Origin of the sequence: Nakamurella sp. UYEF19, from assembly GCF_040546275.1 — a bacterium.
GTDB lineage: Bacteria > Actinomycetota > Actinomycetes > Mycobacteriales > Nakamurellaceae > Nakamurella.
In genome coordinates this window covers 103,722-129,417 of the sequence record NZ_JBEPNO010000012.1, presented here as the reverse complement: position 1 = coordinate 129,417, position 25,696 = coordinate 103,722, and the positions used below count along the sequence as shown (strand labels likewise).

Annotated in this window: 20 protein-coding genes; 5 read left to right on the top strand and 15 right to left on the bottom strand. The window is 68.7% G+C overall.

What is annotated here, in order from left to right:
• Nucleotides 1-37: 37 nt before the first annotated feature.
• Nucleotides 38-874, bottom strand: a complete 837-nt coding sequence (locus ABIB25_RS17075; protein ID WP_354529680.1) for an aldo/keto reductase — start codon at nucleotides 872-874, stop codon at nucleotides 38-40.
• A 104-nt stretch (nucleotides 875-978) separates the two neighbouring features.
• On the opposite strand from ABIB25_RS17075, the gene ABIB25_RS17070 reads away from it, so the two are divergent.
• Nucleotides 979-1,884 (top strand): LLM class flavin-dependent oxidoreductase, encoded by a 906-nt coding sequence (locus ABIB25_RS17070; protein WP_354529679.1) that lies wholly within the window; start codon nucleotides 979-981, stop codon nucleotides 1,882-1,884.
• Between the two features lie 600 nt (nucleotides 1,885-2,484).
• On the opposite strand, the gene ABIB25_RS17065 is transcribed toward ABIB25_RS17070, so the two are convergent.
• Nucleotides 2,485-4,257 carry an IS1634 family transposase gene (locus ABIB25_RS17065; RefSeq protein WP_354529678.1) on the bottom strand — a complete coding sequence of 591 codons (1,773 nt, stop codon included), beginning with the start codon at nucleotides 4,255-4,257 and terminating at the stop codon, nucleotides 2,485-2,487.
• 165 nt (nucleotides 4,258-4,422) lie between these two features.
• On the opposite strand from ABIB25_RS17065, the gene ABIB25_RS17060 reads away from it, so the two are divergent.
• From ABIB25_RS17060 to ABIB25_RS17050, 3 genes are all read left to right on the top strand, one after another.
• On the top strand, nucleotides 4,423-4,695 hold the full coding sequence (locus ABIB25_RS17060; protein ID WP_354529677.1) for a GlsB/YeaQ/YmgE family stress response membrane protein: 273 nt from the start codon (nucleotides 4,423-4,425) through the stop codon (nucleotides 4,693-4,695).
• Nucleotides 4,696-4,793: 98 nt separating this feature from the next.
• Nucleotides 4,794-5,582: an HAD family hydrolase gene (locus tag ABIB25_RS17055; protein ID WP_354529676.1), complete on the top strand. Its 789-nt coding sequence runs from the start codon at nucleotides 4,794-4,796 to the stop codon at nucleotides 5,580-5,582.
• Nucleotides 5,579-6,496, top strand: a complete 918-nt coding sequence (locus tag ABIB25_RS17050) for a metallophosphoesterase family protein (protein ID WP_354529675.1) — start codon at nucleotides 5,579-5,581, stop codon at nucleotides 6,494-6,496. Before ABIB25_RS17055 ends, ABIB25_RS17050 begins: the two co-directional genes overlap by 4 nt.
• Nucleotides 6,497-6,524: 28 nt before the next feature.
• Here the strand turns inward: ABIB25_RS17050 and ABIB25_RS17045 are convergent, their stop codons facing one another.
• From ABIB25_RS17045 to ABIB25_RS17015, 7 genes are all read right to left on the bottom strand, one after another.
• On the bottom strand, nucleotides 6,525-7,175 hold the full coding sequence (locus ABIB25_RS17045; protein ID WP_354529674.1) for a prepilin peptidase: 651 nt from the start codon (nucleotides 7,173-7,175) through the stop codon (nucleotides 6,525-6,527).
• A 77-nt stretch (nucleotides 7,176-7,252) separates the two neighbouring features.
• Nucleotides 7,253-7,828 carry a hypothetical protein gene (locus ABIB25_RS17040; RefSeq protein WP_354529673.1) on the bottom strand — a complete coding sequence of 192 codons (576 nt, stop codon included), beginning with the start codon at nucleotides 7,826-7,828 and terminating at the stop codon, nucleotides 7,253-7,255.
• Nucleotides 7,825-8,697: a shikimate dehydrogenase gene (locus ABIB25_RS17035; RefSeq protein ID WP_354529672.1), complete on the bottom strand. Its 873-nt coding sequence runs from the start codon at nucleotides 8,695-8,697 to the stop codon at nucleotides 7,825-7,827. Before ABIB25_RS17035 ends, ABIB25_RS17040 begins: the two co-directional genes overlap by 4 nt.
• Nucleotides 8,694-10,013, bottom strand: coding sequence for an endolytic transglycosylase MltG (gene mltG / locus ABIB25_RS17030; protein WP_354529671.1), 1,320 nt, complete (start codon nucleotides 10,011-10,013; stop codon nucleotides 8,694-8,696). The genes ABIB25_RS17035 and mltG overlap by 4 nt, the downstream gene beginning before the upstream one ends.
• A 100-nt stretch (nucleotides 10,014-10,113) precedes the next feature.
• A complete protein-coding gene (ruvX, locus tag ABIB25_RS17025) occupies nucleotides 10,114-10,560 on the bottom strand; it encodes a Holliday junction resolvase RuvX (RefSeq protein WP_354529670.1) in 447 nt (148 codons plus the stop codon).
• Nucleotides 10,561-10,607: 47 nt separating this feature from the next.
• Entirely contained in the window at nucleotides 10,608-13,286 is a 2,679-nt protein-coding gene (alaS, locus tag ABIB25_RS17020) for an alanine--tRNA ligase (protein ID WP_354529669.1), read from the bottom strand.
• A 79-nt stretch (nucleotides 13,287-13,365) separates the two neighbouring features.
• Nucleotides 13,366-13,716, bottom strand: coding sequence for a hypothetical protein (locus ABIB25_RS17015; RefSeq protein WP_354529668.1), 351 nt, complete (start codon nucleotides 13,714-13,716; stop codon nucleotides 13,366-13,368).
• Between the two features lie 167 nt (nucleotides 13,717-13,883).
• Between ABIB25_RS17015 and ABIB25_RS17010 the strand changes: the two genes are divergently transcribed.
• Nucleotides 13,884-14,414: a hypothetical protein gene (locus ABIB25_RS17010; protein ID WP_354529667.1), complete on the top strand. Its 531-nt coding sequence runs from the start codon at nucleotides 13,884-13,886 to the stop codon at nucleotides 14,412-14,414.
• A gap of 34 nt (nucleotides 14,415-14,448) precedes the next feature.
• Here the strand turns inward: ABIB25_RS17010 and ABIB25_RS17005 are convergent, their stop codons facing one another.
• From ABIB25_RS17005 to ABIB25_RS16980, 6 genes are all read right to left on the bottom strand, one after another.
• Nucleotides 14,449-15,414 carry a quinone oxidoreductase family protein gene (locus ABIB25_RS17005; RefSeq protein ID WP_502919835.1) on the bottom strand — a complete coding sequence of 322 codons (966 nt, stop codon included), beginning with the start codon at nucleotides 15,412-15,414 and terminating at the stop codon, nucleotides 14,449-14,451.
• 5 nt (nucleotides 15,415-15,419) lie between these two features.
• Complete coding sequence (locus ABIB25_RS17000) at nucleotides 15,420-16,859, bottom strand: replication-associated recombination protein A (protein ID WP_354529728.1); 1,440 nt, start codon at nucleotides 16,857-16,859, stop codon at nucleotides 15,420-15,422.
• A gap of 139 nt (nucleotides 16,860-16,998) precedes the next feature.
• Complete coding sequence (locus ABIB25_RS16995) at nucleotides 16,999-18,000, bottom strand: zinc-binding metallopeptidase family protein (RefSeq protein ID WP_354529665.1); 1,002 nt, start codon at nucleotides 17,998-18,000, stop codon at nucleotides 16,999-17,001.
• Between the two features lie 598 nt (nucleotides 18,001-18,598).
• Entirely contained in the window at nucleotides 18,599-19,492 is an 894-nt protein-coding gene (locus ABIB25_RS16990; RefSeq protein WP_354529664.1) for a transglutaminase family protein, read from the bottom strand.
• Nucleotides 19,489-22,104 carry a circularly permuted type 2 ATP-grasp protein gene (locus ABIB25_RS16985; protein ID WP_354529663.1) on the bottom strand — a complete coding sequence of 872 codons (2,616 nt, stop codon included), beginning with the start codon at nucleotides 22,102-22,104 and terminating at the stop codon, nucleotides 19,489-19,491. Before ABIB25_RS16985 ends, ABIB25_RS16990 begins: the two co-directional genes overlap by 4 nt.
• 187 nt (nucleotides 22,105-22,291) lie before the next feature.
• The gene (locus ABIB25_RS16980; RefSeq protein WP_354529661.1) at nucleotides 22,292-25,666 is read right to left on the bottom strand and encodes a transglutaminase family protein; all 3,375 of its coding nucleotides are present in this window, start codon (nucleotides 25,664-25,666) and stop codon (nucleotides 22,292-22,294) included.
• Between the last annotated feature and the right edge of the window lie 30 nt (nucleotides 25,667-25,696).

Below are 25,696 nucleotides of genomic sequence, written 5' to 3'. Positions count from 1 at the left end.
GCCCGAAGTCAGCAACAACGGCGATGGATCAGATGGCTCAGGCGGGAACGTAGTCGAAGACGTCCGGGTCGGGACCCGTCCGCTCGTCCTTGTTGAGCGCGGAGATCGACCCCATGTCGGCGGGCGCCAACTCGAAGTCGAAGATCTCGAAGTTCTCCTTCATCCGCTCCGGGGTGACGGACTTCGGGAAGATGATGCTGCCGTGCTGCACGTGCCAGCGCAGGACGACCTGGGCCGGCGTCTTGTCGTACTCCTTCGCGATGGCGGTGATGGTCGGATCGTCCAGCACCTTGCCCTGCGCGATCGGCGACCAGGCCTCGGTCTTGATGCCGTGCTCGTCGTCGAAGGCACGCAGCGGCTCCTGCGTCAGGTACGGGTGCACCTCGATCTGGTTGACGGCCGGCGGCACCGTGGTCTGCTCGTGCAGGCTGCGCAGGTGGTGCGGCTGGAAGTTCGAGACACCGATCGACCGGGAGCGGCCCTCGGAGTAGATGGTCTCGAACGCCTTCCAGGTGTCGACGAAGTTCCGCACCGTGGCCAGCGGCCAGTGGATGAGGAACAGGTCCACCTTCTCCAGGCCCAGGTCGGACAGGGTCTTGTCGAACGCGGTGAGGGCGTCGTCATAGCCGTGCTGGTTGTTGTTCAGCTTGCTGGTCACGAAGATCTCGGAGCGGTCGAGGCCGGATTGCGCGATGGCCTGGCCGACCTCCTTCTCGTTGCCGTACATCTGAGCGGTGTCGATGTGGCGGTAGCCGATCTCCAGAGCCTTGGTGACCGCCTCGACGGTATCCGCGGGCTTGATCTGGAAGACGCCGAAACCCAGCTGCGGAATTTCGACGCCGTTGTTCAGCAGGACGTTGGGTACTGCGCTCATCTGCGAGCTCCTCTTGTGTGACTTGTTCGTCACGTCGTTGTCCAATGCCGGTCGCCTTCTGGTGTGACCAGCCAGTACTACCAGTACCCGGTAGGTTCGCACCCATGCAGGTCGGCGTCGTCATCCTTCCCCAGTTCCCAGCGGCCGAGACGCGTCTGCGGTGGAAATCCCTGGAGGACAGGGGTTTTGCCCACGGCTGGACCTACGACCACCTGGCCTGGCGGGACCTGGCGGACGAGCCTTGGTACGCGACCGTCACCACACTGGCCACCGCCGCGGCTGCCACGACCAGCCTGGATCTTGGCACCTGGGTGACGTCGCCGAACTTCCGCCACCCGGTGCCCTACGCGAAGGAGCTGCTCTCGCTGGACGACCTCGCCGGCGACGCACCAGGCCGGACCGGGCGCGGCCGGATGATCGCCGCCATCGGCGCCGGTGGCCTCGGCTGGGATGCGACGGTGCTCGGCCACCCGGAGCTCACCCCAGGGCAGCGGGTCGACCGGCTGACCGAGTTCGTCGCCCTCACCGATCTGCTGCTGCGCCAACCCGAGACCAGCAAGGTCGGCCAGTACTTCACCGCGGATCGCGCCCGGATGCAACCGGCTGGCACCCGCTCCCGGATCCAGCTGGTGGTGGCCGGCAACGGGCCGAGGTCGGTCCGTCTTGCCAGCGGATACGACGGCTGGGCCACCACCGGGCCCGACCTGGACCTGGGCACGGAAGGCTGGTGGGCGCGGTTGGCCGAACTGGTGGAGATCTTCGAAACCGCGGCGGCCGGCGCTGGTCGCGACCCGGCCGCCATCCGTCGGTACCTCTCCATGGACTCCGCTCCGGGCTACTCGTTCACCTCGCTCGACTCGTTCACCACCTCGGCCGACCGTGCCCAGGCGCTTGGTTTTACCGACGTCGTCCTCCACTGGCCACGCCCGGCTGGCCCGTTCGCCGGTGACGAGACCGTCCTCGACGCGATCGCCGGTCTGCTCACCAAGGGTCACTACCACTCGTCATAGTCGGCACGGTATCTGCTGACGACTACGGAAAGTGAGCGTTCTCGGTGCCGGTCGGAGCCTTTTCCTGAGCACCCATGTCCCACACCAGTCGCTCTCTGCGACATCCCAGAACGTTGCTTTCTGTGATGACGGCCCCTGCGACGATCGTCGGCAGCACGGCGCTGGCCCCGACATCCTGAACCTGAGCTACGTCAACACGATCCAGTCCGCCGCCAGCGCAGCCGGCGGGGTTCCCGTCTTCACCCCCTACGCCATCACGAATCGGGACTGCAACTCGTAATCCAGCGGCGGCGAACCCACTGCGGCCGCCTACGTGGCCCTGATCAACTAGATCAAGGCGGGTATCGCTGGACGCAAGGCAGTGGTGATCCTCGAACCGGACGCGATCGTCGCTGCCGCCACCTGCCTGAACCAACTGCAGATAGAGCAGAGCCGCAGTCCCGGCCGCGGCCGGAAGTAAGGAACTCGCAAAATCGGTCTGCACAATCTTGGTTGGCCCTGCGACTTCCTGGGCACCTAGCGGGACTTTCCCGGCTAGGTTGAGCGTGGGCGCTGTTTGTGCTGGTCAGGGATGGTTCTGAGGCCGGGTTTGTGTATGACCTAAGTCGCTGCCTTTGGTGCCCAGCGGGCGAGGTCGAACAGGTCGTGGAGGGCTTGTTGGTCACCGGTCATGGTGGTGAGCATGCGGCGGGCTTTGGGTCGGCCGCCGGTGCAGGGGTAGATCAGTACGGATTCCTCGATGCCGCCGAGGGTGTCCAGGAGGGCCTTGACGGATAGGTCGTGGCCGTTGCGGCGGGCTGTGAGTCGCATCAGGTGGGCGATTTGCAGAGCCAGGACGCAGGTGAAGGTGTGCACGGCGATGTTGTTGTCGGTCCAGTGGAACATCGGGGAGAACGACACGTCGTGGGGGTCTTTGAGTTGGCGGAAACCGAATTCGATTTCCGATTGGGATCGGTAGGCGGCAACAACGTCGACGACGGGCCAGTCCTGCTGGTCGGTGATCAGGATCCGTTTGCCGAACACCCTTTCCTCCAACGCTTTCCGTTTCCGCTCGTTCACGGTCCAGGTCAGTCGCCGCTCGGCGGGGGTGTCCCCGGACAATTCCCAGTCGATGACCGCTTTCACCCAGTGGTCGTGGGTGATCTTCCCGATTTCGGCGTCCAGTTGCTCGACGGTGCGGCGGGTTTTCCCGCGGGCCAACGTCGCGGCCAACTCGTCCAACAACCGTCCGACTTTGGCCAGGGTGGTACCGGTGAACGATCGGGCCTGATCCTCGTGCAGCGACTGGGAATGGATCAGCACCGCCCGGCGGTCCTGGCCGTATACCTTCCGGTGGGTGTCGATCGCGGTGACGCCGGGGTACCGGTCGGCGTCGACGGCTGCGCGGTCCGTTGCCGGCAGCGCCAACAAATCGGGGCAGTCCGAGGGCGGGACGGACCCGACGTAGTGCAATCCCGACGCGGTGAGGTGTTCGAAGTTGGCTTCTGAGTTCTGCCCGGCGTCGAACACCACCGTCATCGATCCGAGGTTCCCGCCGCCGCTACCGCCGCCCACACCCACAACACCACCCGAACCGTCGGCGCCGGCAGTGCGGTCGGCGGTGTCGGCCAGCTGGGTGTAGTCGCCGGCGAGGTGGTCGATCAGGGCGGGGAATTGGGTGACGTCGGGCCGGTTCCCGGGGTAGGCGTGCCAGACCAGGGGCACGCCGCCGGTGCGGGTGACGACCATCCCGAGTCCGACGAGGCGGAGGTCGGTGCGTTTCTGTTTCGCCTTGCCGCGTTGCGCGATCGGCGCTTTGTCGTTGGTGGTGTCGATGTAGGTGGCGAAATTCGTCATGTCCAGGGCGACGCTGGAGACGTCCAGGTCGAACTTGCCGATCATCTTGCTCGCCAGCCGGGTCGAGATGTCCTGCAGGGCAGCGGCATCGACTTGGTGCATGGCGTCCCAGAACTTCCGGTGGTCCAACACCTTGGTGCTGATTTTGGTGAACCGGTCGGCGGCGGTGGTGGCCCACCAGGTCGCGAAAGCACGTTTCGAGCCCGGCGCCACCAGTCGGCCCAACGCGGCCAGCGCCAGGTATTGCCCGACGGAGGCGCCCGCGTCGCTGCGCCGCCCGCCGACCACCTCGTCGATCACACCGATCACGTCCAGGTCGGTCAGCAGCGTCCACACCGCGGCGAGGTCACCGAACTTCAGATGTCCGATCCGCTGCGGAAGCATCGCCGCGTCCACCGCGTCGATCGCGGCGACGATGTCCGCTGCCGATCCCAGGTAACGCTCCGACACCATCTTCGGTGTGCCGTCGACCCGGGCCATTTCCCGCAGGTAGTAGTACGGGCTGCCGTTGATGATCTTCTTGTACAAACTGGCCATGCTTTAGGTCATACACTAATCGGCTCCACAATCGTGGTCGACACGCCGTGTCGTCCCAGATCAGACACCCCGGGTCGCTGCGATCAGCCGATCAGAATCTCCCTATCCGGGAAACTCCCGCTAGGGCTCGGAGAAAGACTCCGCGCGCACCCCTAGGGAGAAAACATGCTCGGCCTCATCATCAGTCTGATCGTCATCGGCCTGATCGCCGGCGCCATCGCACGACTCGTCGTCCCCGGCAAGCAGAACCTCTCGATCCCGGCCACCATCGTGCTGGGCATCATCGGATCGTTCGTCGGCGGCTTCCTCGGCTACCTGCTCTTCCACAAAGACGGCCAGAACGGGTTCTTCCAGCTCTCCGGGATCGTCGGTTCCATCATCGGCGCGATCATCGTGCTGTTCCTCTGGACCCGGTTCGGCAGCAAGTCCCGCGTCTGACCCACCTGTTCCACCAGAGCCCTCCCCGCCCACCAAATCCGGTCGGCGAGGAGGGCTTCGGTGTCTCCGCAGTCAGCATCGGCCCTACGATTCGACCTGTGCCGGACCCACTCGCCCTGCTAATCGACTTCGACGGCACCCTGTACGAGGGTGATCTGCCGGTGCTGTCGTATGCCCGGCACTGCGCGGCCCACCTCGACGATGCTGGGGCCACCGCCTTGATCGACGGGATCCGCTATTTCCTGGAGGGCAAGGCGATCGGCACCGTGGCGGTCGATCTGAGCACGGCCGAGGACGGCTGCCAGGCCGTCGAGATCCTCGCTGCGGCAGCCGGTCTGAGCACAGACCAGGTGGACGAGGCGTATCGGCGTTCCCGCGTCGACCTGGCCGCCTCCGCATTCGCCCTGGACGCGCCGGAAGGCCTCGCCGCACTGCTCGGTGCACTGACCGGGGTGCACGTCGTGGTGGTGACCAACGCCGATCGCATCGGTGTCCGCGAGGTGATCGATGCGATCGGGTTGGCCGAACTCGTCGACGAGGTCGTCACCGACGCCGGCAAACCCGACACCTTGCCGCGGATCGTCGCGGCCGCGCTGGACCGCATCGGCGCGAGTTCGGACCCCACCCGGTTGATGGCCGTCGGTGACCGCTGGCTCCACGACCTGGCGGCGGCCCAGCTGGCCGGAGCCCGGACCGCGATGGTCGACCGGTTCGACCGCGGGGTGGGTGAACCGGATGTACGAGCGCGGACGCTGGCCGGTCTGCTTCCGGGCATCACCGACTGGGCGAGGCAGCACGGAGCGCTTGCATCCGACTCGGTTCCGCTGCGCGACCGCCCTTCAGCACCGACGAGCCGTTCAGCACCGATCAGCAGGGAGATTCGATGACGGCATTCGGCCCACCTTTCGATCCGGCCGGACTGCCAACGCCCGACGGTCTGCCGGCGGAGGTTCCGGACCTCGTCATCGCCCACCTCTCCGACACCCACCTGACGACCACTGGCGTGCTCTACAACGCGGTGATCGACCCGGCCGCCGCCCTCGACCGGGTGGCAGCGGCAGTGGTCAGGGCAGCCGGCGACGGTCGGCGACCCGATGTCGTCGTGGTCTCCGGTGATCTGACCGACTCCGGCGATCCAGACGCCTACCGCCGGCTGCGGGCGACCGTCGAGCCGCTGGCCCCGGTGGTTGTGTACGCGACCGGAAACCACGACGTCCGCGCGGTATTCCACACCGAGTTGCTCGGGCGGACCGACCATCCCGGCCCGATCCTCCAGGTCCACTCGCTACCCCAGGTCCGCGTGGTGGTACTCGATTCCACCGTGGTACTGGCCGGCCACGGCGTGCTCGAACCCGGTCACCTCGAGGAGTTGGCCACCGAGCTCCGAACGCCCCATCCGGGCGGAACGGTCCTCGTCCTGCACCACGCTCCGCTCCCTCCACCGTCACCGTTGCTGACCTACTTCGCCCTCGATCGCCCGTCACGGGCCGCCCTCGCAGCGGTGGTCCGCGGCTCCGACGTCAGGATCATCCTGGCCGGGCACCACCACCTCGCCGGGTCCGGCCTGCTCGGTGGGATCCCGGTCGCCGTGGCAGCGTCGACGGCCATCCGCACCGATCCGCTCGCTCCGCCGGGTCACGAGAGGACCTATGGATCCTCAGGTTTCAATCTGGTGCGGCTGTATCCCGACGGGGAGCTCAGCGTGTCGGTGATCCCGGTCGACGATGCGCCGGAGATCTTCCACCTCGATCCGGCCGACTGCGCGGCCGTCGTCGGCGCACATCCGATCACATCCACCTGATCACACCCTCCTGATCACGTCCGCCCGCTCACAGCCGCCCGACGAACGCACCGGGGAAGAGCAGCACCACCCAGCAGCCGAGGAGCAGGGACGGCCCGAGCGGGATTGCCGAGTTCCAGTGCAACCGACGGATGGCCAGCCCGACCAGGGCGATGAGCGATCCCGATACGAACGCGATCAGCAGACCGAGGAGTACTGCGACGGGCGACAAGTAGCCCATCAGCAGACCGAGGGTGGGAATGAGCTTCACATCGCCCCGGCCCATCCAGGACCGCGAGATCCGGGACATCCCGGCGAAGACTGCCCACAGTGCGGCAGCCGAGATCGCTGCGGAGGGCAGCGATCCGGACCCAGGGACGAGGACGGCCGTCAGGACAACGGCGACCGCAGCCGTGGGCAGCGCGCCCAGGGTGATCGCATCCGGGAGCCGGTGGTGCACGAGGTCGACCCCGCTGAGGGTGACCAGCAGGAGACCGGCCAACAAGGTCAACCCGACGGTCGGCCGGCCCCAGCACAACCAGGTCCCGAGACCGTTCAACAGAGCCAGTCCGGCCTCGCTCGGTCCGGGACGCAGCACCACCCCGCGCCGGAGCCGTGCCAGCAGCAGACGGACGGCACCGCCGGCAGCGGCGCCCACGAGCACCGACCCGGCGATCGCCAGCACTTCCAGCCCCCGCACCTCGCCACCCTCCCACGACAGCACCTCAGCGCGGCGACGTTGTCCACAACCGACGCGCTGGAGAGCAGCTCCCGGGGTCAGCCCGGTTGGATCCCGCGCCGGGCTACCGGGGGCGGCGGGTCGAGCAGCCCGAGAAACACGACGACGGCAGCCGCGAGCAGCACCACCGAGGACGCCGCCGTCAGCCAGGGGCCGAGACCACTGCCATTGCAGGCATCGGGATAGAGGCCGGCCAGGTCGCCGGGCGACAGTGCCCGCAGCAGTCCCCAGGTCAGTCCGCCCGCACCGCACAGCGCGAGCAGGGCGGCCGGGATCCGGTGCGGCTTCTCGCCTCTGGCCACCAGCGCGATGCCGAGGCCGGCCAGCAGGGCCAGCACCCCGATGACGACGGCGAGCACCCCCGGACGGTAGGTGGAAGTGGTCAGCCCGGCGAGCACGTCGTTGATGTTCTGGCCGTTGCCGTCCGCCTGGCCACCGGAGATGTGCCCCCACCCGGAGATGGACGCCCCGCCCGGCACGGTGAACCAGACCAGCGTCGAGGCGCCGATGCAGCCGGCCGAGGCCAGCACGACGCAGAGGGCGACCACCAACCGCGTGGTCCGGCGGCGATCGGTGGTCGATGCCGTCTTCTGAACACCTCGCTGACCACTCATCCGGTCCCGAGCGCCAACGGGATCCGGGCACCGGTGGCGCGCAGCAATCCGGACCGCATCGCCGCCATCGGCGCTGGTTGCCCGGTGAACAACTCGAACTGCCGAAATGCCTGGTGCAGCAACATGTCCAGCCCGGTGACGGTGACCCGCCCTGCATGGCCGGCCGCGGCCAGCGGGGTGGGCCACGGATGGTAGAGGACATCCAGCAGGGTGGGTACACCCGCGAGAGTTCCGGCCAGGTGGTCGGCGGCCCCGACCGGGAGGGTGGAGACGACCAGGTCGACCTCTGCGCTGCACGAGGCGATCTGGTCGGTGCTCAGGTCGGAGGTACGAGCCGCAAGGCCCAGCCTGCCCGCCAGTTCGACGCAGTCAGCGGTGCTGGACGGCTGACGTCCGGCCAGCACCAGCGAGTCAACACCGAGTTCGGCCAGCGCGGCCACCACGGACCGGGCCGTGCCGCCGCCGCCCAGCACCAGGACCCGGTGCGGGATCACTCCAGCGGACCGCAGCGCACCGAGAACGCCGTCGACGTCGGTGTTCTCGGCGTGCCAGCCGCTCGGCCCGCGAAACAGGGTGTTGGCCACGCCGAGCACGGCCACCCGGTCGCTCGCCACATCCGCCAGGGCGGCTGCGGCCCCCTTGCCCGGCATCGTCACCGAGTACCCGGCCCACTCCGGGCCACTGGCGCGGACCAGTTCGGGCAGGTGTTCCCCGTCGCACTCGATCCGCTCGTAGGTCCATCCCCTGAGTCCGGCCGCGGCGAACCCGGCCGTGTGCAGGGCCGGCGACAGGGAGTGGGATACCGGGGAACCGAGCACCGCGGCCCGGTGCGGCGGCGACCCCGCCGGGGGTGGCGACCCCGCCGTCATCGGCCGAACACGCCGTTCTTGCGCGCCTGGGCCACGCAGATGTTGTGGGCAGCCAGGGTTTCGGAGAAGCAGGAGTTGCCGTCGAGGTCGATCTTCACGAAGAACAACCAGTTGCCGTCGGCCGGATTCAGGGCGGCATCGATCGCATTCGGACCGGGCGAACTGATCGGCGTCGGCGGCAGACCTTCAGTCGCATAGGTGTTGTAGGGCGACGTGTTCGCCCGTTCCGTTGCGGTGGTGGAGATCTGCGCCCGGTCGAGGGAGTAGTTCACCGTCGAGTCGAATTCGAGCTTCATGTTCCGGGCCAGCCGGTTGTAGGCCACCCTGGCGACTTTTGGCATGTCCGCGATTCCGGCCTCGCGCTGGACGAGCGAGGCCACCACCGCCACCTCGTACGGCGACTTCCTGATCGCCTTCGCAGCGGCCACGATGTCCATCGAATTCCAGTTGGCGGTGGACTGGCGGATCACGGACTGCAGGGCCTGGGCCGGAGTGGACCCCGGCGGGACGTCGTAGTCGCCCGGCACCAACATGCCTTCCAGCCGCTTCTTGGGATCCGGCGCCTTCAGCACGGACGGAACCGCCCATGACACCACACCCAGCGTGGCCGGATCGGCCGTCTCCTCCACCTGCCAGAGCCGGTCGGCGGTGAAGCAGTTGTTGACGCCGTTCAGCGGCACGCACGCCGCCTTGGTGATCTCGGTGATGAACCCGGGCGTCACCGCCCCGCCGCCGCCCGTCTTGGTCGTCACATCGGCGAGCTGTCGTCCCGGGATCAACCGCAATTGCCCGACCCGCGCTCTCGGGTCGGTGATCGCATCGACCGCCGCCGCCGCCGAAGCCTGCAGTCGCACCTTGTAGTACCCGGTCTTGATCTTGCGCACATCGGCGTTCTCGGCCGAAGCATCGAGGAACGACTGGGCCGAGGCCACCACGTCGTCCGCGGCGAGCGTGTCGGCAATGTCGGTCAGGGAGTCGCCGCTGCCCACCCGGACGATCGTCTCGCTGGTGCCGTCGCCGGTGAAGTTCGGGATCGCTGTCGAGTCCTTGCGCCACACCTTGAAGCCGACGAAGACGCCGCCGGCGATGATCCCGAGGACCAGGACCGCGATGACGGTGTGCCGGATCCGGCGCTTGCGGCGCTTGGCTGCCGCCTTGCGGATCGCGCGTTGTTCACGTCGCGCCTGCGTGCGCTTCGCAGGCGGGGGCGGCGCGGCCGACGCGGTCTGGGTGAGCGCGGCCCGCAGTTCGTTGAGGTTCAGCTCACCGGTCTCGTCGTCGCGGCCGCGGTCGAAGATTCCCAGCTGGTCGCTCATTGCTTCTGCCTCTTCGCGCAAGTGCTCATCACTCGCTGCGTTCCGCTCCTCGCTCGTCCCTCGCTGCGATGCTCACTACGCACTCGTCGCTCCCCGGCGCTCATCGGACACCCCGGGCGGATGACAGAGCGTCGAGGCGCATCTGCAGAATCATCACGGCGGCGGCCTGGTCCACGACCGACCGTCGGGCCTTCTCCCTGATGCCTCGTTCCGCCAGGACACGGTTGGCAGTGACGCTCGTCAACCGTTCGTCGACGTAGACGACCGGCACCGGCTCCACCCTCGCGGCCAACTGTTGTCCGTAGCTGCGGGCGGCGGTGGCAGCAGTCCCCACCGCACCACGCAACGTTCTCGGCAGGCCCACGACCACCTCCACCACGTCGTACTCGAGGACGAGGTCGCGGAGAGCGTCCAGATCCGTCTGGCCCGACTCGTCCCGAGCCAGGGTCACCACCGGGGTGGCCAGAATGCCGTGGGGATCGCTCTTCGCGACGCCCACCCTGACGCTACCGACGTCGACACCCAGACGTACACCCCTGACGGGCACCTGTGAGCCGTCCGACGAACGGCCTCCGGTGCTGTCTACCGGAGGCGTCACTGGGCCGGGCCGCCGAGAGCCCCCTTCAACGCGGACACGGCGTCCGCCGTCCCCGCTGGATTGGTACCGCCGCCCTGCGCCAGGTCGGGGCGCCCGCCGCCCCGACCGCCGATCAGCGGCAGGAAGGACTTCACCAGATCGCCCGCCTTGAGCCCCCTGGCAGCCGTGGCCTCCGGGGTCAATGCCACCACGAAGGAAACCGTCTCCCCCGAGGGGGCGAACAGTGCGACGACGGCGGGACGTCCGGTCAGGCGACCGCGGACATCCGTGGCCAGCGTCCGCAGATCCGCGGCCGAGGTGCCCTCGGGCATCGACGCGGCGACCAGGTCGACCTCGCCGACCGGGATCGCCGCGTCGGCGAGCGTGCCCGCTGACGCCAGAGCTGCTGTCGCCCTAAACTTCTCGAGTTCCTTCTCGGCAACCCTCAGTCGTTCGACGAGAGTCTCGATCCGGGCCGGCAGGTCGGCCGGCTGCACCTTGAGCGAACCGGCGACGGCGTGCAGCAGGGTGCGCTCGGCGGCGAGCCGATGGAACGCCTCGATCCCGACCGCTGCCTCGACCCGCCGGACCCCGGAGCCGATGGAGGACTCGGCGGTCAGCGCGATCGGACCGATCTGGCTGGAGTGCTCGACGTGCGTGCCGCCGCACAGTTCGACCGACCAGGGGCCGCCGATCTCGACGATGCGGACGGTGTCGTCGTAGGTCTCGCCGAACAGCGCGATCGCGCCCATGGCCTGGGCCTCCTGCTGGGTGCCGTAGAGCACCCGTACCCCGAGATCGCTGCGGACGGCCCGGTTCGAGACCTCCTCGATCTCGCTCCGGGTCTCCGCGGACAGCGAACCGGACCAGGAGAAGTCGAGCCGCAGGTACCCCGGCTTGTTGTAGGACCCGGCCTGCAACGCATCCGGGCCGAGCACCTGCCGCAGGGCGGCGTGCACGACGTGGGTGCCGCTGTGCGCCTGCCGCGCGCCGAGACGCCAGTCCGGGTCGACCTTCGTCAGCACCCCCGCACCTTCGGTCAGTTCCCCGTGCACGATCCGCACCTTGTGCACGTACAGCCTGCGGTCGATCTTCTGGACGTCCAGCACCTCGGCCGAGAAACCATCTCCCACAATGGTTCCGGCGTCCGAGTCCTGGCCGCCGGACTCGGCGTACAGGGACGTGCGATCCAGTACGATCTCGACCGTCCGGCCTTCGCCGGCCGCCGGGATCCGGTTGCCGCCCGAGATGATGCCGCGGACGGTGCCCTCGGACTCGAGCTCGTCGTACCCGGTGAACTCGGTCGGACCGACGTCGAGCAGCTGCCGGTAGACCGTCAGATCCTCCAGACCGCCCTTGCGCGCCTTGGAATCCGCACGGGCCCGGCTGCGTTGCTCCTGCATCAGACGGTCGAATTCGATTGTGTCAACGGTCAATCCGGCCTCGGCCGCCATCTCCAGCGTGAGATCCAGTGGAAAGCCCTGGGTGTCGTGCAGCACGAACGCGGTAGAGCCGGAGACCTGGGTGCTGCCAGCTGCTTTCGTCTGCGCGGCCGCGGTCTCGAACAGCTTGGACCCCGATGCGATGGTCTTGAGGAAGGCGTTCTCCTCCGCGACCGCGACCCGCTCGATGCGCACCAGGTCGTCGGCGATCTCGGGGTAGGAATCACTCATCAGCTCGGAGACGACGGTGACCAGCTTGCTCATCACCGGATCGGTAACCCCCAGCAGCCGCGCGGACCGGACCGCCCGCCGGATCAGCCGCCGCAGGACGTAGCCGCCGCCTTCGTTGCCGGGCGTGACGCCGTCGGAGATCAGCATCACCGCGGACCGGCTGTGGTCGGCGATGATCCGCATCTTTACATCGTCATCGGACACCTCGGTGGACGCGCCGTACTTGATGCCGGAGGCGTCTTCCATCGCAGTGATGATGGGACGGCACAGATCGGTGTCGTAGACGTTGTCGACCTCCTGCAGCAGGAAGGCCACACGCTCGATGCCCATGCCGGTGTCGATGTTCTGCTGCGGCAGCGGGCCGAGGATCTCGAACGCGCCCGCCGCATCGGACGGGCCCCGCTGGTCCTGCATGAAGACCAAATTCCAGATCTCGATGTAGCGACCGTCGGACGCCGCCGGTCCACCTTCCGGCCCGTACTCCGGACCACGGTCGTAGAAGATCTCCGAGTCAGGACCACAGGGACCCGGCGTACCCATCGACCAGAAGTTGTCCACCATGCCAAGTCGCTGGATTCGCTCCGGTGGGATACCGGCGATCTCCTGCCACAGCCGGTGGGCCTCGTCGTCGGTCTCGTAGACCGTGATCCACAGGCGTTCGGGATCGAAGCCGTAGCCGCCGTCGTCCTGGGAGTTGGTGACCAACTCCCAGGCGAACTTGATCGCGCCGGCCTTGAAGTAGTCGCCGAAGGAGAAGTTGCCGGCCATCTGGAAGAAGGTGTTGTGCCGGGTGGTGATGCCGACGTTGTCGATGTCCAGGGTGCGGACGCACTTCTGCACGCTCGTCGCCCGCGGGAAAGGCGGGGTGGTCTGGCCAAGGAAGTACGGCTTGAACTGCTGCATGCCGGCCACCGTGAACAGCAGCGTCGGATCGTCGGACACCAGCGAGGCCGACGGGACGTAGGTGTGTCCCGCCCGCTCGAAGTACTCCAGGAATCGACGTCGGATCTCGTGGGTCTGCAAGGTGTCCTTCTTCTACGTTCGTTGATCTGCATCGGCTGACGGCACGACCCGGGCGGGTCGACGGCAGCGGACGGTGCCGTCAGGCGGAACGTGGGTCCGCGACGGTGATGGTGTGGACGGTGTCGACCGAGCTGAGCGGGTAGGCCAACCCGACCTGGTCGGGGGCCAGCATGGCGACCACACCGGTGTTGTTGTCGACCATCGGCCGGTAGGCGGCGCGGCGGTTGGCTGCGCCCTGACGGACGTCCTGGGCGAACGATCCGACGGCATTGCCGAGTTCCGCGATGGCGTCGGCCACGTCGGACGCGATGGCCGACGGGGTCAGCTTGGCGGCCAGCGCAGCGCGCGCCGCTTCCTTGGCCCGGCGGGTGCGACGGGTTGCCATCGCCCCCAGGGCCACCCCTGCGGAAAAGTAATAGATGCGCTTCACGGTCGACGATGTCCCTTCGGAGGTCCTTGGAGTGCAGTCTCGGTGTCCGCTCGCCGCATCACAGCGTACCCGCGCACCCAGATGCCCTTCTCGTCCCGCGCCGGCCCGCCCGCCCGCGCGCCGTCCCCGCCCGCGCGCCGTCAGACGGCACACCGCATGCTGTGGGGGTGAATGAGATCAACGGACTACCCGCGCACATCCTGCTCATCCATCTGGTGGTCATCGGGATCCCGGTGGCCGCAGGCATGACGGTCCTGTCCGCGGTCTGGCCGGCGGCCCGCCGGCGTCTCGGCATCAGCACCCCGATCATCGCGCTGCTGGCGCTGATCTGCGTCCCGATCACGACCAACGCCGGAGAGTGGTTGCAGCGGCACGTGTACATCAACCCCGCCACCCCCAACGGCCAGCTGATCCTCACCCACATCCGACTGGGAGATGGACTGACCCCCTGGGCCATCGGCCTCTTCGTCCTGGCGCTGGCCGCCTGGGGTCTGCCGGTGCTCGTCCGTCGGTCGAAGGGTCCGGCGGTTCTCGGTTCGACCGGCGCACAGATCGCCGTCGGTGTCCTCGCCGTGGCGATCGCGGCCGTTGCGGTGGTCCAGGCCTATCGAATCGGCGATGCCGGCGCCAAAGCTGCGTGGTCGAGCAACTTCTGCGCGGTCGAGATCGCCGTTGGCCAGAGTTGCCCGGCTTCCTGACAGGATCGGTCGCCCTGACAGGATCGGTCGCCGGTCAGGGAATCAGAAGGAGTTTTCCGGTCGTCCGACGGGTGGCAAGATCGTCCTGGGCAGCTCCGGCGTCCGCCAGCGGGTAGGTGCCGCCGATGCGCACGTCCAGCCGGCCGTCCTCGACCCAGCCGTACAGCTCCTGCGAGCGGCCCAGGATCTCGGACCTGGTGACGGTGAAGTCGACCAGGGTCGGCCTGGTGAGGCTGAGCGACCCGCCGCTGTTGAGTCGCTGGGGGTCGAACGGCGGCACCTGACCGCTGGATCCGCCGAACAGCACCATGGTTCCGCGCCGTGCCAGCGAGGCGAGCGAGCCGTCGAAGGTGTCCTTGCCGACGCCGTCGTAGACGGCCAGTACGCCCGTGCCGCCGGTCAGCTCACGAACGGCCTCCGGGAATCCCTCGTAGCCGACCAGCACGTGGTCGGCACCGGCCCCGGTGGACAGCTCGCCCTTGGCCGAGTTGGAGACGGTGGTGATCACGGTGGCGCCCTTGATCTTTGCGATCTGGGTGAGCAGCAGCCCGACCCCACCTGCTCCGGCGTGGATCAGGACGGTGTCGCCCGCGACGATCCGGTAGGAATCGGAGGCCAGGTAGTGCGCGGTCATGCCCTGTAGCGGGAGAGCCGCGGCCTGCTGGTCATCGACGTCGTCGGGGACCGGGATCAGCTTGGCTGCGGACCCGATGGCCTGCGCTGCATAGGATCCCGGCACATCCGACCAGGCAACGCGGTCGCCGACGGCCACCTCGGTGACACCATCGCCGACGGCGAGCACGGAACCGGCCCCCTCGTTCCCGGGGGTGTAGGGGTAGGACATCGGGTAGACGCCGCTGCGTCGGTAGATGTCGATGAAGTTGATGCCTGCAGCGCCGACCCGGAGCAGCGCCTCACCCGGACCCGGCGACGGGAGGTCGACCTCGCCCATCGTCAGGACCTCCGGTCCACCGGCCGCTGCCACTCTGATCGCTGCGATCGACATCAGTTGCGCTCCTTCTTGGCTGTCTTGTCCGGGTCCTTCTGGGGGTCGTTCTCGGGGCCTTTCTGGGGGTCCTTCTCGAGGCCCCTGCCGCCCTTGTCATCGTCGGCGCGAGCCGCAGGCCCGCCCCGGATCGCCCGCCGGATCAGGGGCAGCCGCTCTGCCACCGGACGCTCGGCACCCCGACCGACCGGGGTGTAGTAGTCGCGCCCCACCAGTTCGTCCGGGGGGTACTGCTGTTGCGCGACCCCACCCGGCACGTCCGGCGGATAGACGTAGTGCTGGGCGTTGCCCAGCTGTGCGGCCCCCGGATAGTGGCCGTCCCGCAACGACGGCGGCACCGAACCGATCCGTCCGGATCTGACGTCGGTGATGGCTGCGTCGATGGCCATCACCACCGAGTTGGATTTGGCCGCGGTGGCCAGGTGGATGGTGGCCTGGGCCAACCCGATCCGGGCCTCGGGAAGACCCACCAGCTGGACCACCTGCGCAGCCGCCACGCACACGGGCAGAGCGGTCGGATCGGCCATGCCGATGTCTTCGGAGGCGTGGATCATCAGGCGGCGGGCGATGAACCGGGGGTCCTCCCCCGCCTCCAGCATCCGGGCCAGGTAGTGCAGCGCGGCGTCGACATCGCTACCCCGGATCGACTTGATGAACGCACTGGTGACGTCGTAGTGCTGGTCGCCGTCGCGGTCGTACCGGACCGCCGCCCGGTTGACGGCGCGCTCCACGGCCGTCAGGTCGATGACCGTGCCGTTCTCGTTCTGCACGCTGTCGGCCGCCGCTTCGAGCGCGGTCAGCGCCCGCCGGGCGTCACCACCGGCCAGGGCGAGCACGTGCGCCCTGGCCGCAGGGTCCAGCACCAGTGCGCCGGCCAATCCGCGCTCGTCCACCACGGCCCGGTCGAGCAGGTCGCCGATCTCGTCGTCGGTGAGCGGTTGCAGTTGCAGCACGAGGGATCGCGAAAGCAGCGGGGAGACCACCGAGAAGAACGGGTTCTCGGTGGTCGCGGCAATCAGGATCACCGTGCGGTTCTCCACCGCGCCCAGCAGCGAGTCCTGCTGGGTCTTGGAGAACCGGTGGACCTCGTCGATGAACAGCACGGTCTGCTCGCCGGTGCGCCGCAGGGCGTTCGAGGCGTCGGTGATGACGGCCCGCACCTCCTTGACGCCGGCCGAGAGCGCCGAGAGCTGCGAGAAACGTCGTCCGGTGGCCCCGGCGACCAGGGTGGCCAGGGTGGTCTTGCCCGTTCCGGGCGGACCGTAGAGCAGCATCGAGGACGGCGAGCCGCCCTCCACCAGTCGACGCAGGGGGGCCCCAGGCCCGAGCAGGTGGGTCTGACCGACCACCTCATCCAGGTTGATCGGCCGCATCCGGACGGCAAGCGGTGCCTGCGGGTCGAACCGCGGCCGTTGGTAGGCCGTAGCCGGCGACACCACTGAGGCATCGCCGTCCGGTCCGGACGCCGGCCCGAACAGGCCGGGCTCGAAGTCGGTCACGAAGGCAGGCTACCGGCCGGTGCGCACGTCATCGACTGCACGGTGCGCAACGCACCCAGTCGGCCACTGGTGAGATCGGTCAGGCGGCAGCGACCAGCTTGTGGACCAGTCGCATCTTCTCCAGCACGGCCGGCGGCAGGACGAACGGGTAGAGATCAGAGTGGCCCATCGAACGGTTGATCATGTTCAACGCCCACGACAGGGGCAGCCACAGCTCGATGATCCGGTCGAACCCGGCGTCACCGGCCATCGGCCGGTCGACGGTCGCTCCGGCCGGTGCAATACCGAAAGCCGCTGCGGTGTCGATGGTGTCGCGGATGTGCAGGTAGTGGGCGAAGGTCTCGGCCCAGTCCTCGGCCGGGTGCATGGTCGCGTAGGAGGAGACATAGGTCCGCTCCCACCCGATCGGGGCACCCTGCGAGTAGTGGCGGTCCAGCGCCTGCTGGTAGTCGAGCTCCGGGTCACCGAAGAGGGTCTGGAACTCGCCGCGGGCCGGCCAGTTCTCGGCCAGCACGGAGAAGTAGTAGTGGCCGGTCTCGTGACGGAAGTGCCCGAGCAGGGTGCGGTAGGGCTCGGCCATCGACACCCGCAACTGCTCGCGGTGGACGTCATCGCTCTCGGCGAGGTCGAGCGTGATCACGCCGTCGTCGTGTCCGGTGATCACCGGCGCATGCTGGCTCGAAAGCAGGTCGAAGCACAGTCCGGTTTGCGGGTCGACGTCCCGGCCGTTGATGGGAAGGCTGAGCTCGGTCAGTTCCAACACGAGCCGGCGCTTGGCCGCCTCGGCCGCCGCGAACTCCGGTAGTCCGGTCAGGTCGCTGTTGGCGGGGCGGGTCCTGGTCAACGCGCAGGAACGACACAGTCCACCCGGAACGCCGGACGGCACCAGCCAGTTGCAGCCAGCGATGTGGAGGTTCGCGCACATCACCTGCGGTGGCTGCTGGTTCGTCATCCCGCTAGGGCCGACCAGCGCGAAATCCCTCGCCTGCAGGTCGAATCCGAGGTTGCTGCCACAGTTCAGACAGACGGAGTTCTCGAAAGCCAATCGCTGGCCGCATTTCGGGCACAGGAAGTCACGCATGGAAGATCCATCCTCATTCGGCGCAGGGGTCAGCGCTCTCGACATTGCTTGCAGGCGTTTTCGTTCCGCCCGCTGAGAACCCTAACGGTCCGGCCGGGCTGTCCACGAACTCGCCGTCTCCACTGTTCCCGAGGTGGTTGGCCCCAAACGAGGCCCACCTCACGGTCCCGTACACCCCGAGCCGCCCCATCCGCTCGCCTCGACCCGCCCCGGCCGCCCGCCTCGGCCCGCTCCTGTCGTCCGCCCCCGTCGTCCGCCCCCGTCGTCCGTCGCCGGTCCCGCCGGGGCAGGCGCATTGATGTGCGCGGATCAACAACCGCGGCGCGGATCAACTGGGCCGAATGGGATCCGGGTGACTGGACTCAACGAGTTCATCCGCGCGAGCCCAGCTGATTAGATATTCAGCACGCTCGGAGCCCGCGCATACAGATGCGCTCAAAACAGCGCCGCGGAGGCCGAAAACGGGCAGAACTGTATGCGCCCGGCATTCCTGTATGCGCGGAAACCGCGGCATTTCTGTCAGCGCGGAACACGGGGCCTCGGTGCCAGGAGCACACCCGGTCAGAGCGCGGCAACGCGGGGCACCCGAAAGTCCCCGTCAGAGCGGGGCGACGTCGACGGCGACCTTCATGGTGCTGGTCTCGGCGTCGGTGAAGATGACCCCGCGAAGGGGCGGGACGTCGCCGTAGTCGCGACCCCACGCCACCGTCGTGTAGCGCTCGTCGGCGAGCTGATCGTTGGTCGGATCCAGCGCGAGCCAGTGACCGCCGGGCACACGGACCGCGGCCCAGGCGTGGCTGGCGTCGACTCCGACCATCCGTTCGCGGCCGGGCGGTGGGTTGGTCGCCAGGTATCCGGAGACGTAGCGGGCCGGGAGGCCGTGCGACCGGGCGCAGGCCACCATCAGGTGGGCGAAGTCCTGGCAGACGCCCGACCGTTTCGTCAGGATCTCCGGGACCGAGGTCCCCACCTTGGTGGACCCCGACGAGTACTTGAAGTCGGCATGGATGCGGCGAACCAGATCGACGAGTGCATCCATCGCCGGCCGACCCGGACGGAAGCTGCTCGCGGCGTACTCGCGGACCTCCTCGGTGATCTGGACGTAGGGCGAGGCCAGCAGGAATTCCATGCCCTCGGCGTCGACCTCACCGATGCGGGCGTCCTCCCACGGACGTTCGGCCGCAACGACGTCGATCTCCGGTCGCCGGACGACCACCATCGACACTCCGGTCACGACCAGCTCGGTGTGCGACTTGGTGACGTGGAAGTAGCTGTCGACGTTGCCGTAGACGTCGGTCGACTCGGCCGCGTCCGACGGTGCCGGCTCGATCACCAGCGTGTGCGACTGAAGGTCCTGCCAGGGCAGCACCCGCGGTCGCAGATATCCGCGTCCGTAGGAGGCGGACACGCTGTCGGAGTAACGGTAGGCCGTCCGGTGCTCGATGCGATAGCGACGCGTCACGGGTTCGTCCGCCCTTCCGATGTCCGTCACAGCTGCACCTTGTCCCCGACGTGCTGACCGAGCGGGAGCATCGGGCGCGAACGCCAGAAGTGTGCCGTGGCAACGGCATCCGCGAGATTCCGGAGCGCCTCGTTGACGCTCGTCAGGAACTGGGCCAGTTCCGGCCGGTCACCGCTGGCGTCGACGTCGTCCATCTCCGCCGGGCGGGCCCGGCGCAGGGTGGCCGCCAGTTCCTCGGTCAGTCGCTCCGGCCGGCTCGTCCCGGAGGCGTCCGGCAGCAGGCGCAGGTTCTCCGCGATCAGGCCCACCTGGTAGGCGAGCGAGCGCGGGTTGCCGCTGTCCAGCAGCAGCAGTTCCAGGACGGTGCCGACCTGGACGCGCCCGCGGTACCGGCGCCGATACGTCAGCCCCGACTCGGCCACCGCGAGCACGGATTCGATGACGATCGACTCCACCGCTCCCCGGTGGGCCTGCGTCAACGTGGCCAGCAGCAGGGCGGCCAGTTGCTGACCCCGTTCCACCCGTCGGCCGATGTCCATCAGGCGCCAGCCGGGGTCTCTGACCATGTTCTCGCTGGCCAGCCCGGAGAGCGCGAGCATGCCGGACAGGATGGCGGCGTGGGTCGACTGCAGGACGGCGCCGGTGTCGTCCGGGGTGGCGGCCAGCTCCGCGATGGCCCGGTCGACCCCGGCCAGCACCATCCAGGTGTCTCCCGACAGCTGGTCACGCACCGCGCGCGCCGTCTCCTGGAGACCGGCCAGTGACTGGGCGACCGTGCCCGGCGTGTCCACGTCCAGGACGACCTGACGCATCCGTGCCACCGGGTCAACGGCCGACGACAGCGACGGATGGGCGGCCGACACGGCGCTGACCGCCGACAGCAGGACCGGGACGGACCCGGCGCCCTCGTCGTACCGGCGGTAGCGATAGGTGTCCGCGAGCCCGCGTGTGGTGATCAGCAGCCGGGTGAGGTCCTCGGTCCGCTCGGCGTAGCGCCCGAGCCAGAACAGATCCTCCAGCACCCGCGGCGACGCGGCAGCAGCCATCTCGACCGGCTGCACCAGTGGGCCGGAGTCCTGGTCGGAGACGCCGACCGGCTCCACCGATGACGACGGCTCGACACGGAGCGAACGAACCCAGAGGTCCTTGGCCACCGAGGGTCCGGTCGGGATGATCTCCGCCGCTGGCGGGAACCCGGAAACACCGCTGTCACCGACGATCCGTCCGAGCCCACCGGGCATCGCCACGTAGCCGGACTGGTGCGCCACGGTGAACAGGCGCATGCCCACCCGCTGGGCCGACAGTCCGCGCGGTCCGACCGCGGGCGCCTCGGAGAAGGCCGCCTGCTGCTGACCCACCCACCTCGTCGGCTCGGCGGCGAGCCGCAGTCGCCACGTCGCGCGGTCCGCCGAACCGAGCATGGCCGGCACGACCGAACTCCCCGGGCCGGTCGGTCGCAGCACCATCTCGTCCAGGTGCGCCAGCACGTGCGACAGGCCGGCCGGCCGGCCGCACCAGAAGGTCGGCACGGACGGCAGTTTCAGATCCTCGCCGAGCAGTTCGCGGGCCAACGCCGGCAGGTAGGGCAGCAACCCTGGGTTCTCCAGGACGCCGCTGCCCAGGCTGTTGACCACCGTCACGGTGCCGCGCCGGCAGACCTCGGTCAGGCCGACGACACCCAGTTGCGAGTCCGGACGGAGGTCCAGCGGGTCCGACCACGCAGCGTCCACCCGCCGTAGGACCACATCCACTGGCTCGTAGCGGCCGAGCGCCCGCATCCAGAGGCGCCCGCTGCGGACCGTCAGGTCGGCGCTCTCGACCAGCGGAAGACCGAGGAGCGAGGCGAGGAACGCCTGGTCGAACGCCGTCTCGGAGTGGGTACCGGGACTGAGCACGACCACTCTCGGGTTCTCCACACCGTTCGGCGCGACGGCGTGCAGCGATCCAAGGATGCTGTGGAAGAAGTTGGCCAGGCCGCGGGGTGCACTGCGCCGGAACAGGTCCGGCAGGACCCGGGACACCACCCGGCGGTCCGCCATCGCGTACCCGGCCCCCGACGGCGCCTGCGTGCGATCGCCGAGCGCCTCGAAGCCACCGTCCGGAGCGCGACAGACGTCGACCGCGTGGAAGAACAGCTGGTGTGCACCGGGAATGGTGATGCCGTGCGCCTGCCGGAGGTAGTGCTCGTGTTCGAAGACCAGCTCCGGCGGCAGCAGGCCGCTGGTGAGCACGCTGCGTGCGGAGTAGATGTCGGTCAGCACTGCGTCCAACAGGGTGGACCGCTGCAGCAGCCCGGCTTCCAGCCGCGCCCAGTCGGCCGCCTCGATGAGCAGAGGCACCGGATCGAGCTGCCAGCGCTGTGCCGGGACGGCCGTCCGCTGGCCGGCACTGACCGGCGTGTAGGTGACACCGTCGTCCTCGAGCAACCGGTCGACGAGCGAAGTGAGACCGGACAGCCCGGCATGGCCGATCGAGTCCAGGCCACCCGCGATCTCGGCCCAGCCCGGCAGCAGGTTCCCGGTGGCGCCGGTCAACTCGTCGTAGCGCCGGCGCAACTGCGAACCGGCCGGCGGCAGCATGCCGGACCGGCCGAGATAGTCCTCGACCAGCGAATCGGCGCCGGTCTGCACTCCCGCGGTCATCAGCAGAGCACCGCCGCCAACGCGCGTTGCGATGCGGCACGCGCGGCGTCAGCACACGCCGCACCGCACCCGGTCGAGGAATTCACACCACCGATTGTGAGGCACGAGGGGCCTCGATCCGACCGATTCACGCCCCCGGACGCCTTCGTGCAATCGTTTCGCAAGGAGTCGGCGCGCCGCGGCGGCTTCACCGACAGACTGCGGTGGCGCGTCGGAGATCCAGCATCCCGGTGGGCGCAGCGTCGACGGCAAGCCGAGCGATCCGCTCCCTGATCTGGGCGACGTCGACGTGGCCGCTGGTGTGGCCGGCCGCCTCGAAGCGGTTGGTCCGCCTCGCCTCCGCCTCGAGCGCATTGACCGGCGGCGCGTCATAGGACCGGCCGCCGGGATGCACCACGTGGTAGGTGGCGCCGCCCAGCGAGACCCCGGTGTCGGTGTCCACCAGGTCGAAGACCAGCGGTGAGTGCGGCGGGATGCTGGGATGCAGCGCGCTGGGCGGTTGCCAGGCCCGGTACCTGATGCCGGCGACCTGCCGGCCGGGGGTTTCGGTGTCCATCAACGGCACCGGGTAGCCGTTGCAGGTCAGCACATGACGGCCGTTGTCCGCACCGTCCACCCGCACCTGCATCCGCTCCACCGAAGAATCGACGTAGCGGGCCATCCCGCCGGCAGTGGCCTCCTCGCCGAGCACGTTCCACGGCTCGATCGCCGAACGGAACTCCATCCCGACGCCGCTGACGCTGACCGTGCCGATCCGGGGAAAGCGGAACTCGCAGAACGGATCCAGCCAGCTGGTGGCGAAGTCGATGCCGTACGAGCGGAGATCCGCTGCCACCGCCGCGATGTCGGCAATCACGAAGTGCGGCAGCAGATGTCGCCCGTGCAGATTCTCGCCGTGCCGGATCAGTCTGGCCTGCAACGGTTTCTCCCAGAACTTGGCCACCAGGGAGCGCACCAGCAGGGCCTGCACCAGCGACATCTGGGCGTGCGGCGGCATTTCGAACCCGCGCAGTTCCAGCAGCCCGAGCCGGCCACGCGCGGAATCCGGTGAATAGAGCTTGTCGATGCAGAACTCGGCGCGGTGGGTGTTGCCGGTGAGGTCGGTCAGCAGGTGCCGCAGTGCCCGGTCGACCACCCACGGTGGCGCCGTGCCGTCCTCCGCACTCAGTCGCTCTATCTCCGAGAAGGCGATCTCCAACTCGTACAACGTCTCCGGCCGTCCCTCGTCGACCCGCGGTGCCTGCGAGGTCGGACCGATGAAGCGCCCGGAGAACAGGTACGACAGGCTCGGATGACGCTGCCAGTAGGTCAGCAGCGAGACCAGTAGATCGGGGCGGCGCAGCATCGGTGACTCGGCCGGGGTGATTCCGCCGAGGGTGATGTGGTTGCCACCGCCGGTCCCGCCGTGCAGTCCGTCGACGGCGAAGGTCTCGGTACCGAGGCGGGTCTGCCTGGCCTGTTCGTAGAGGGTCGTCGCCAGCTCGACCTGCTGCGTCCAGGTCGACGTCGGCTGGACGTTCACCTCGATGACGCCCGGGTCCGGCGTGACCGACATGCTCGTCAGCCGAGGATCTCCCGGCGGTGCATAACCCTCGATGACGACCGCCGTCCGCAGCGTTCGCGCGGCATCCTCGATGAGCGCGATCAGCTCGACGAAGGCATCGAGCTCCTCGATCGGCGGCAGGAAGACGTACAGGTACTCGCCACGCTGTTCGACCACGAGCGCGGTGGTCGGCAGGCCCTCCGGGTCGGGCAGGACGACGGCGCGACCGGGTTCGGGATCCAGCGGAGGCTTGTGGTGCAGCGGGTCCGGCTGCGCCGTCGGCTCCGGCCGCACCCAGGAGATGGAATCCAGTGGCAGTCGCAGGCCGGCCGGGGAATCGCCCTGCAGCAGCACGATGCGACCACGCCGCAGCGACCAGTCGGGGCTCCCCCAGCCCTCCGCCGCCTCCGGCGCGTGCTCGGGGGTGAACCGGATCAGAGGCAGGACGAAGGCGGTGGGATCCCCGACCGACTTCTCGAGGGCCGTCACCAGCTCGGCCCGCTGATCGGTCCCGTCGGCGCCGGGGTCCAGATCGACCGGTGGTGCGCCGGCCGGCAGGCGCACCTGCTGCGCCAGGCGGGCGACCGCATCCTCGTACGCTGGACGCACCTGGGTCACCGGCAGCCCGAATCCGGCCGCCACGGCCGCGGTGAACTTCTCCGCGATCGAGCGCTGGCCAGGGGTGGGCGGCGCCAACGTGACCTTGGGCGCGAGCGGGTCCGTCGCCTTGTGCCCGGTGGGGATCGCCCACGGGTCGGCCAGCAGGGCCGGTTGCCGCCACAACGGGACGCCGTCGGTACGCCAGTAGAGCGAGATCGCCCACCGGGGAAGGGGTTCGCCCGGGTACCACTTGCCCTGGCTGCGCTGCACCAGCCCGCCCCGCGCGTAGATCTCCGCCAACCTGGCGGCCAGCACGCCCGCGCGTTCCCGCTTGGCCGGGCCGTCAGCCGCCACGGTCCACTCCGGTGCGACGAAGTCGTCGATGGAGACGAACGTCGGTTCGCCACCCATCGTCAGCCGGACGTCACCCTCGACCAGCCGTCGGTCGACATCGGCCCCCAGCTGCTGGATGGCCGACCACTGATCGGGGGTGTACGGCAACGTGACTCGTGGGTCCTCGTGCACCCGGATCACCGTGTTGGAGTACTCCAGCGTTGTCCCGGTGATCCCCGTCGACCCCGTGATCGCCGCGGCACTGGCCGGGTGCGGGGTCGCGGACAGCGGGATGTGCCCTTCGCCGGCGAACAGCCCGGACGTCGCGTCCAGCCCGATCCAGCCGGCACCCGGCACGTAGACCTCGCACCAGGCGTGCAGGTCGGTGAAGTCGGTGACGGGGCCGGACGGTCCGTCCAGAGACGGGATGTCGGAGGACAGCTGCACCAGGTAGCCGGAGACGAAGCGGGCGGCCAGACCGAGCTGACGCAGCACTGCCACCAGCAACCAGGCCGAGTCACGGCAGGAGCCGATCGCGGTGGTCAGCGTGTGGTCCGGCGTCTGGACACCGGGTTCCATCCGGACCGAGTACCCGACGTCGCCCCGCACTGCGCTGTTGACCTGCACCAGGAAGTTGATCATCGGCGTGTTCGGCGCGATCACCAGCTGCTCGACCCAGTCCGTGACGACGGCACCGGGGCCGCTCCCCGGCGCGCCCTCGTCGACCTGGTGCAGGTAGGGCTCCAGATCGGCGGCCAGCTCCGGCGGGTAGCTGAACCCGTAGTGCTCGGCGTAGTCCTCGATGAAGAAGTCGAACGGGTTGAAGACCTGCAGGTCGGCGACGATCCCGACGGTGATGGAGAGCTCGGTGGCGCGCTCGGGGAACACCAGCCGGGCCAGGAAGTTGCCGAACGGGTCCTGCTGCCAGTTCAGAAAATGGTCTTCGGGGGTGACGGTGAACGAGTACGACTCGATCTTGGTCCTGGAGTGCGGGGCCGGGCGCAGGCGGACGACGTGCGGGTTGATGGTGACCAGCCGGTCGAACCGATAGGTGGTCCGGTGTTCCAGCGCGACCTTGATGCCCACGTAGATCCTCTCGGTGATGGTGCGATCGGT

Bases quoted from the DNA above. Each gene is read 5' to 3' on its own strand.
- ABIB25_RS17075 (WP_354529680.1), bottom strand. From the start codon at position 874: ATGAGCGCAGTACCCAACGTCCTGCTGAACAACGGCGTCGAAATTCCG.
- ABIB25_RS17070 (WP_354529679.1), top strand. From the start codon at position 979: ATGCAGGTCGGCGTCGTCATCCTTCCCCAGTTCCCAGCGGCCGAGACG.
- ABIB25_RS17065 (WP_354529678.1), bottom strand. From the start codon at position 4,257: ATGGCCAGTTTGTACAAGAAGATCATCAACGGCAGCCCGTACTACTAC.
- ABIB25_RS17060 (WP_354529677.1), top strand. From the start codon at position 4,423: ATGCTCGGCCTCATCATCAGTCTGATCGTCATCGGCCTGATCGCCGGC.
- ABIB25_RS17050 (WP_354529675.1), top strand. From the start codon at position 5,579: ATGACGGCATTCGGCCCACCTTTCGATCCGGCCGGACTGCCAACGCCC.
- ABIB25_RS17040 (WP_354529673.1), bottom strand. From the start codon at position 7,828: ATGAGTGGTCAGCGAGGTGTTCAGAAGACGGCATCGACCACCGATCGC.
- ABIB25_RS17035 (WP_354529672.1), bottom strand. From the start codon at position 8,697: ATGACGGCGGGGTCGCCACCCCCGGCGGGGTCGCCGCCGCACCGGGCC.
- mltG (WP_354529671.1), bottom strand. From the start codon at position 10,013: ATGAGCGACCAGCTGGGAATCTTCGACCGCGGCCGCGACGACGAGACC.
- ABIB25_RS16995 (WP_354529665.1), bottom strand. From the start codon at position 18,000: ATGCGTGACTTCCTGTGCCCGAAATGCGGCCAGCGATTGGCTTTCGAG.
- ABIB25_RS16985 (WP_354529663.1), bottom strand. From the start codon at position 22,104: ATGACCGCGGGAGTGCAGACCGGCGCCGATTCGCTGGTCGAGGACTAT.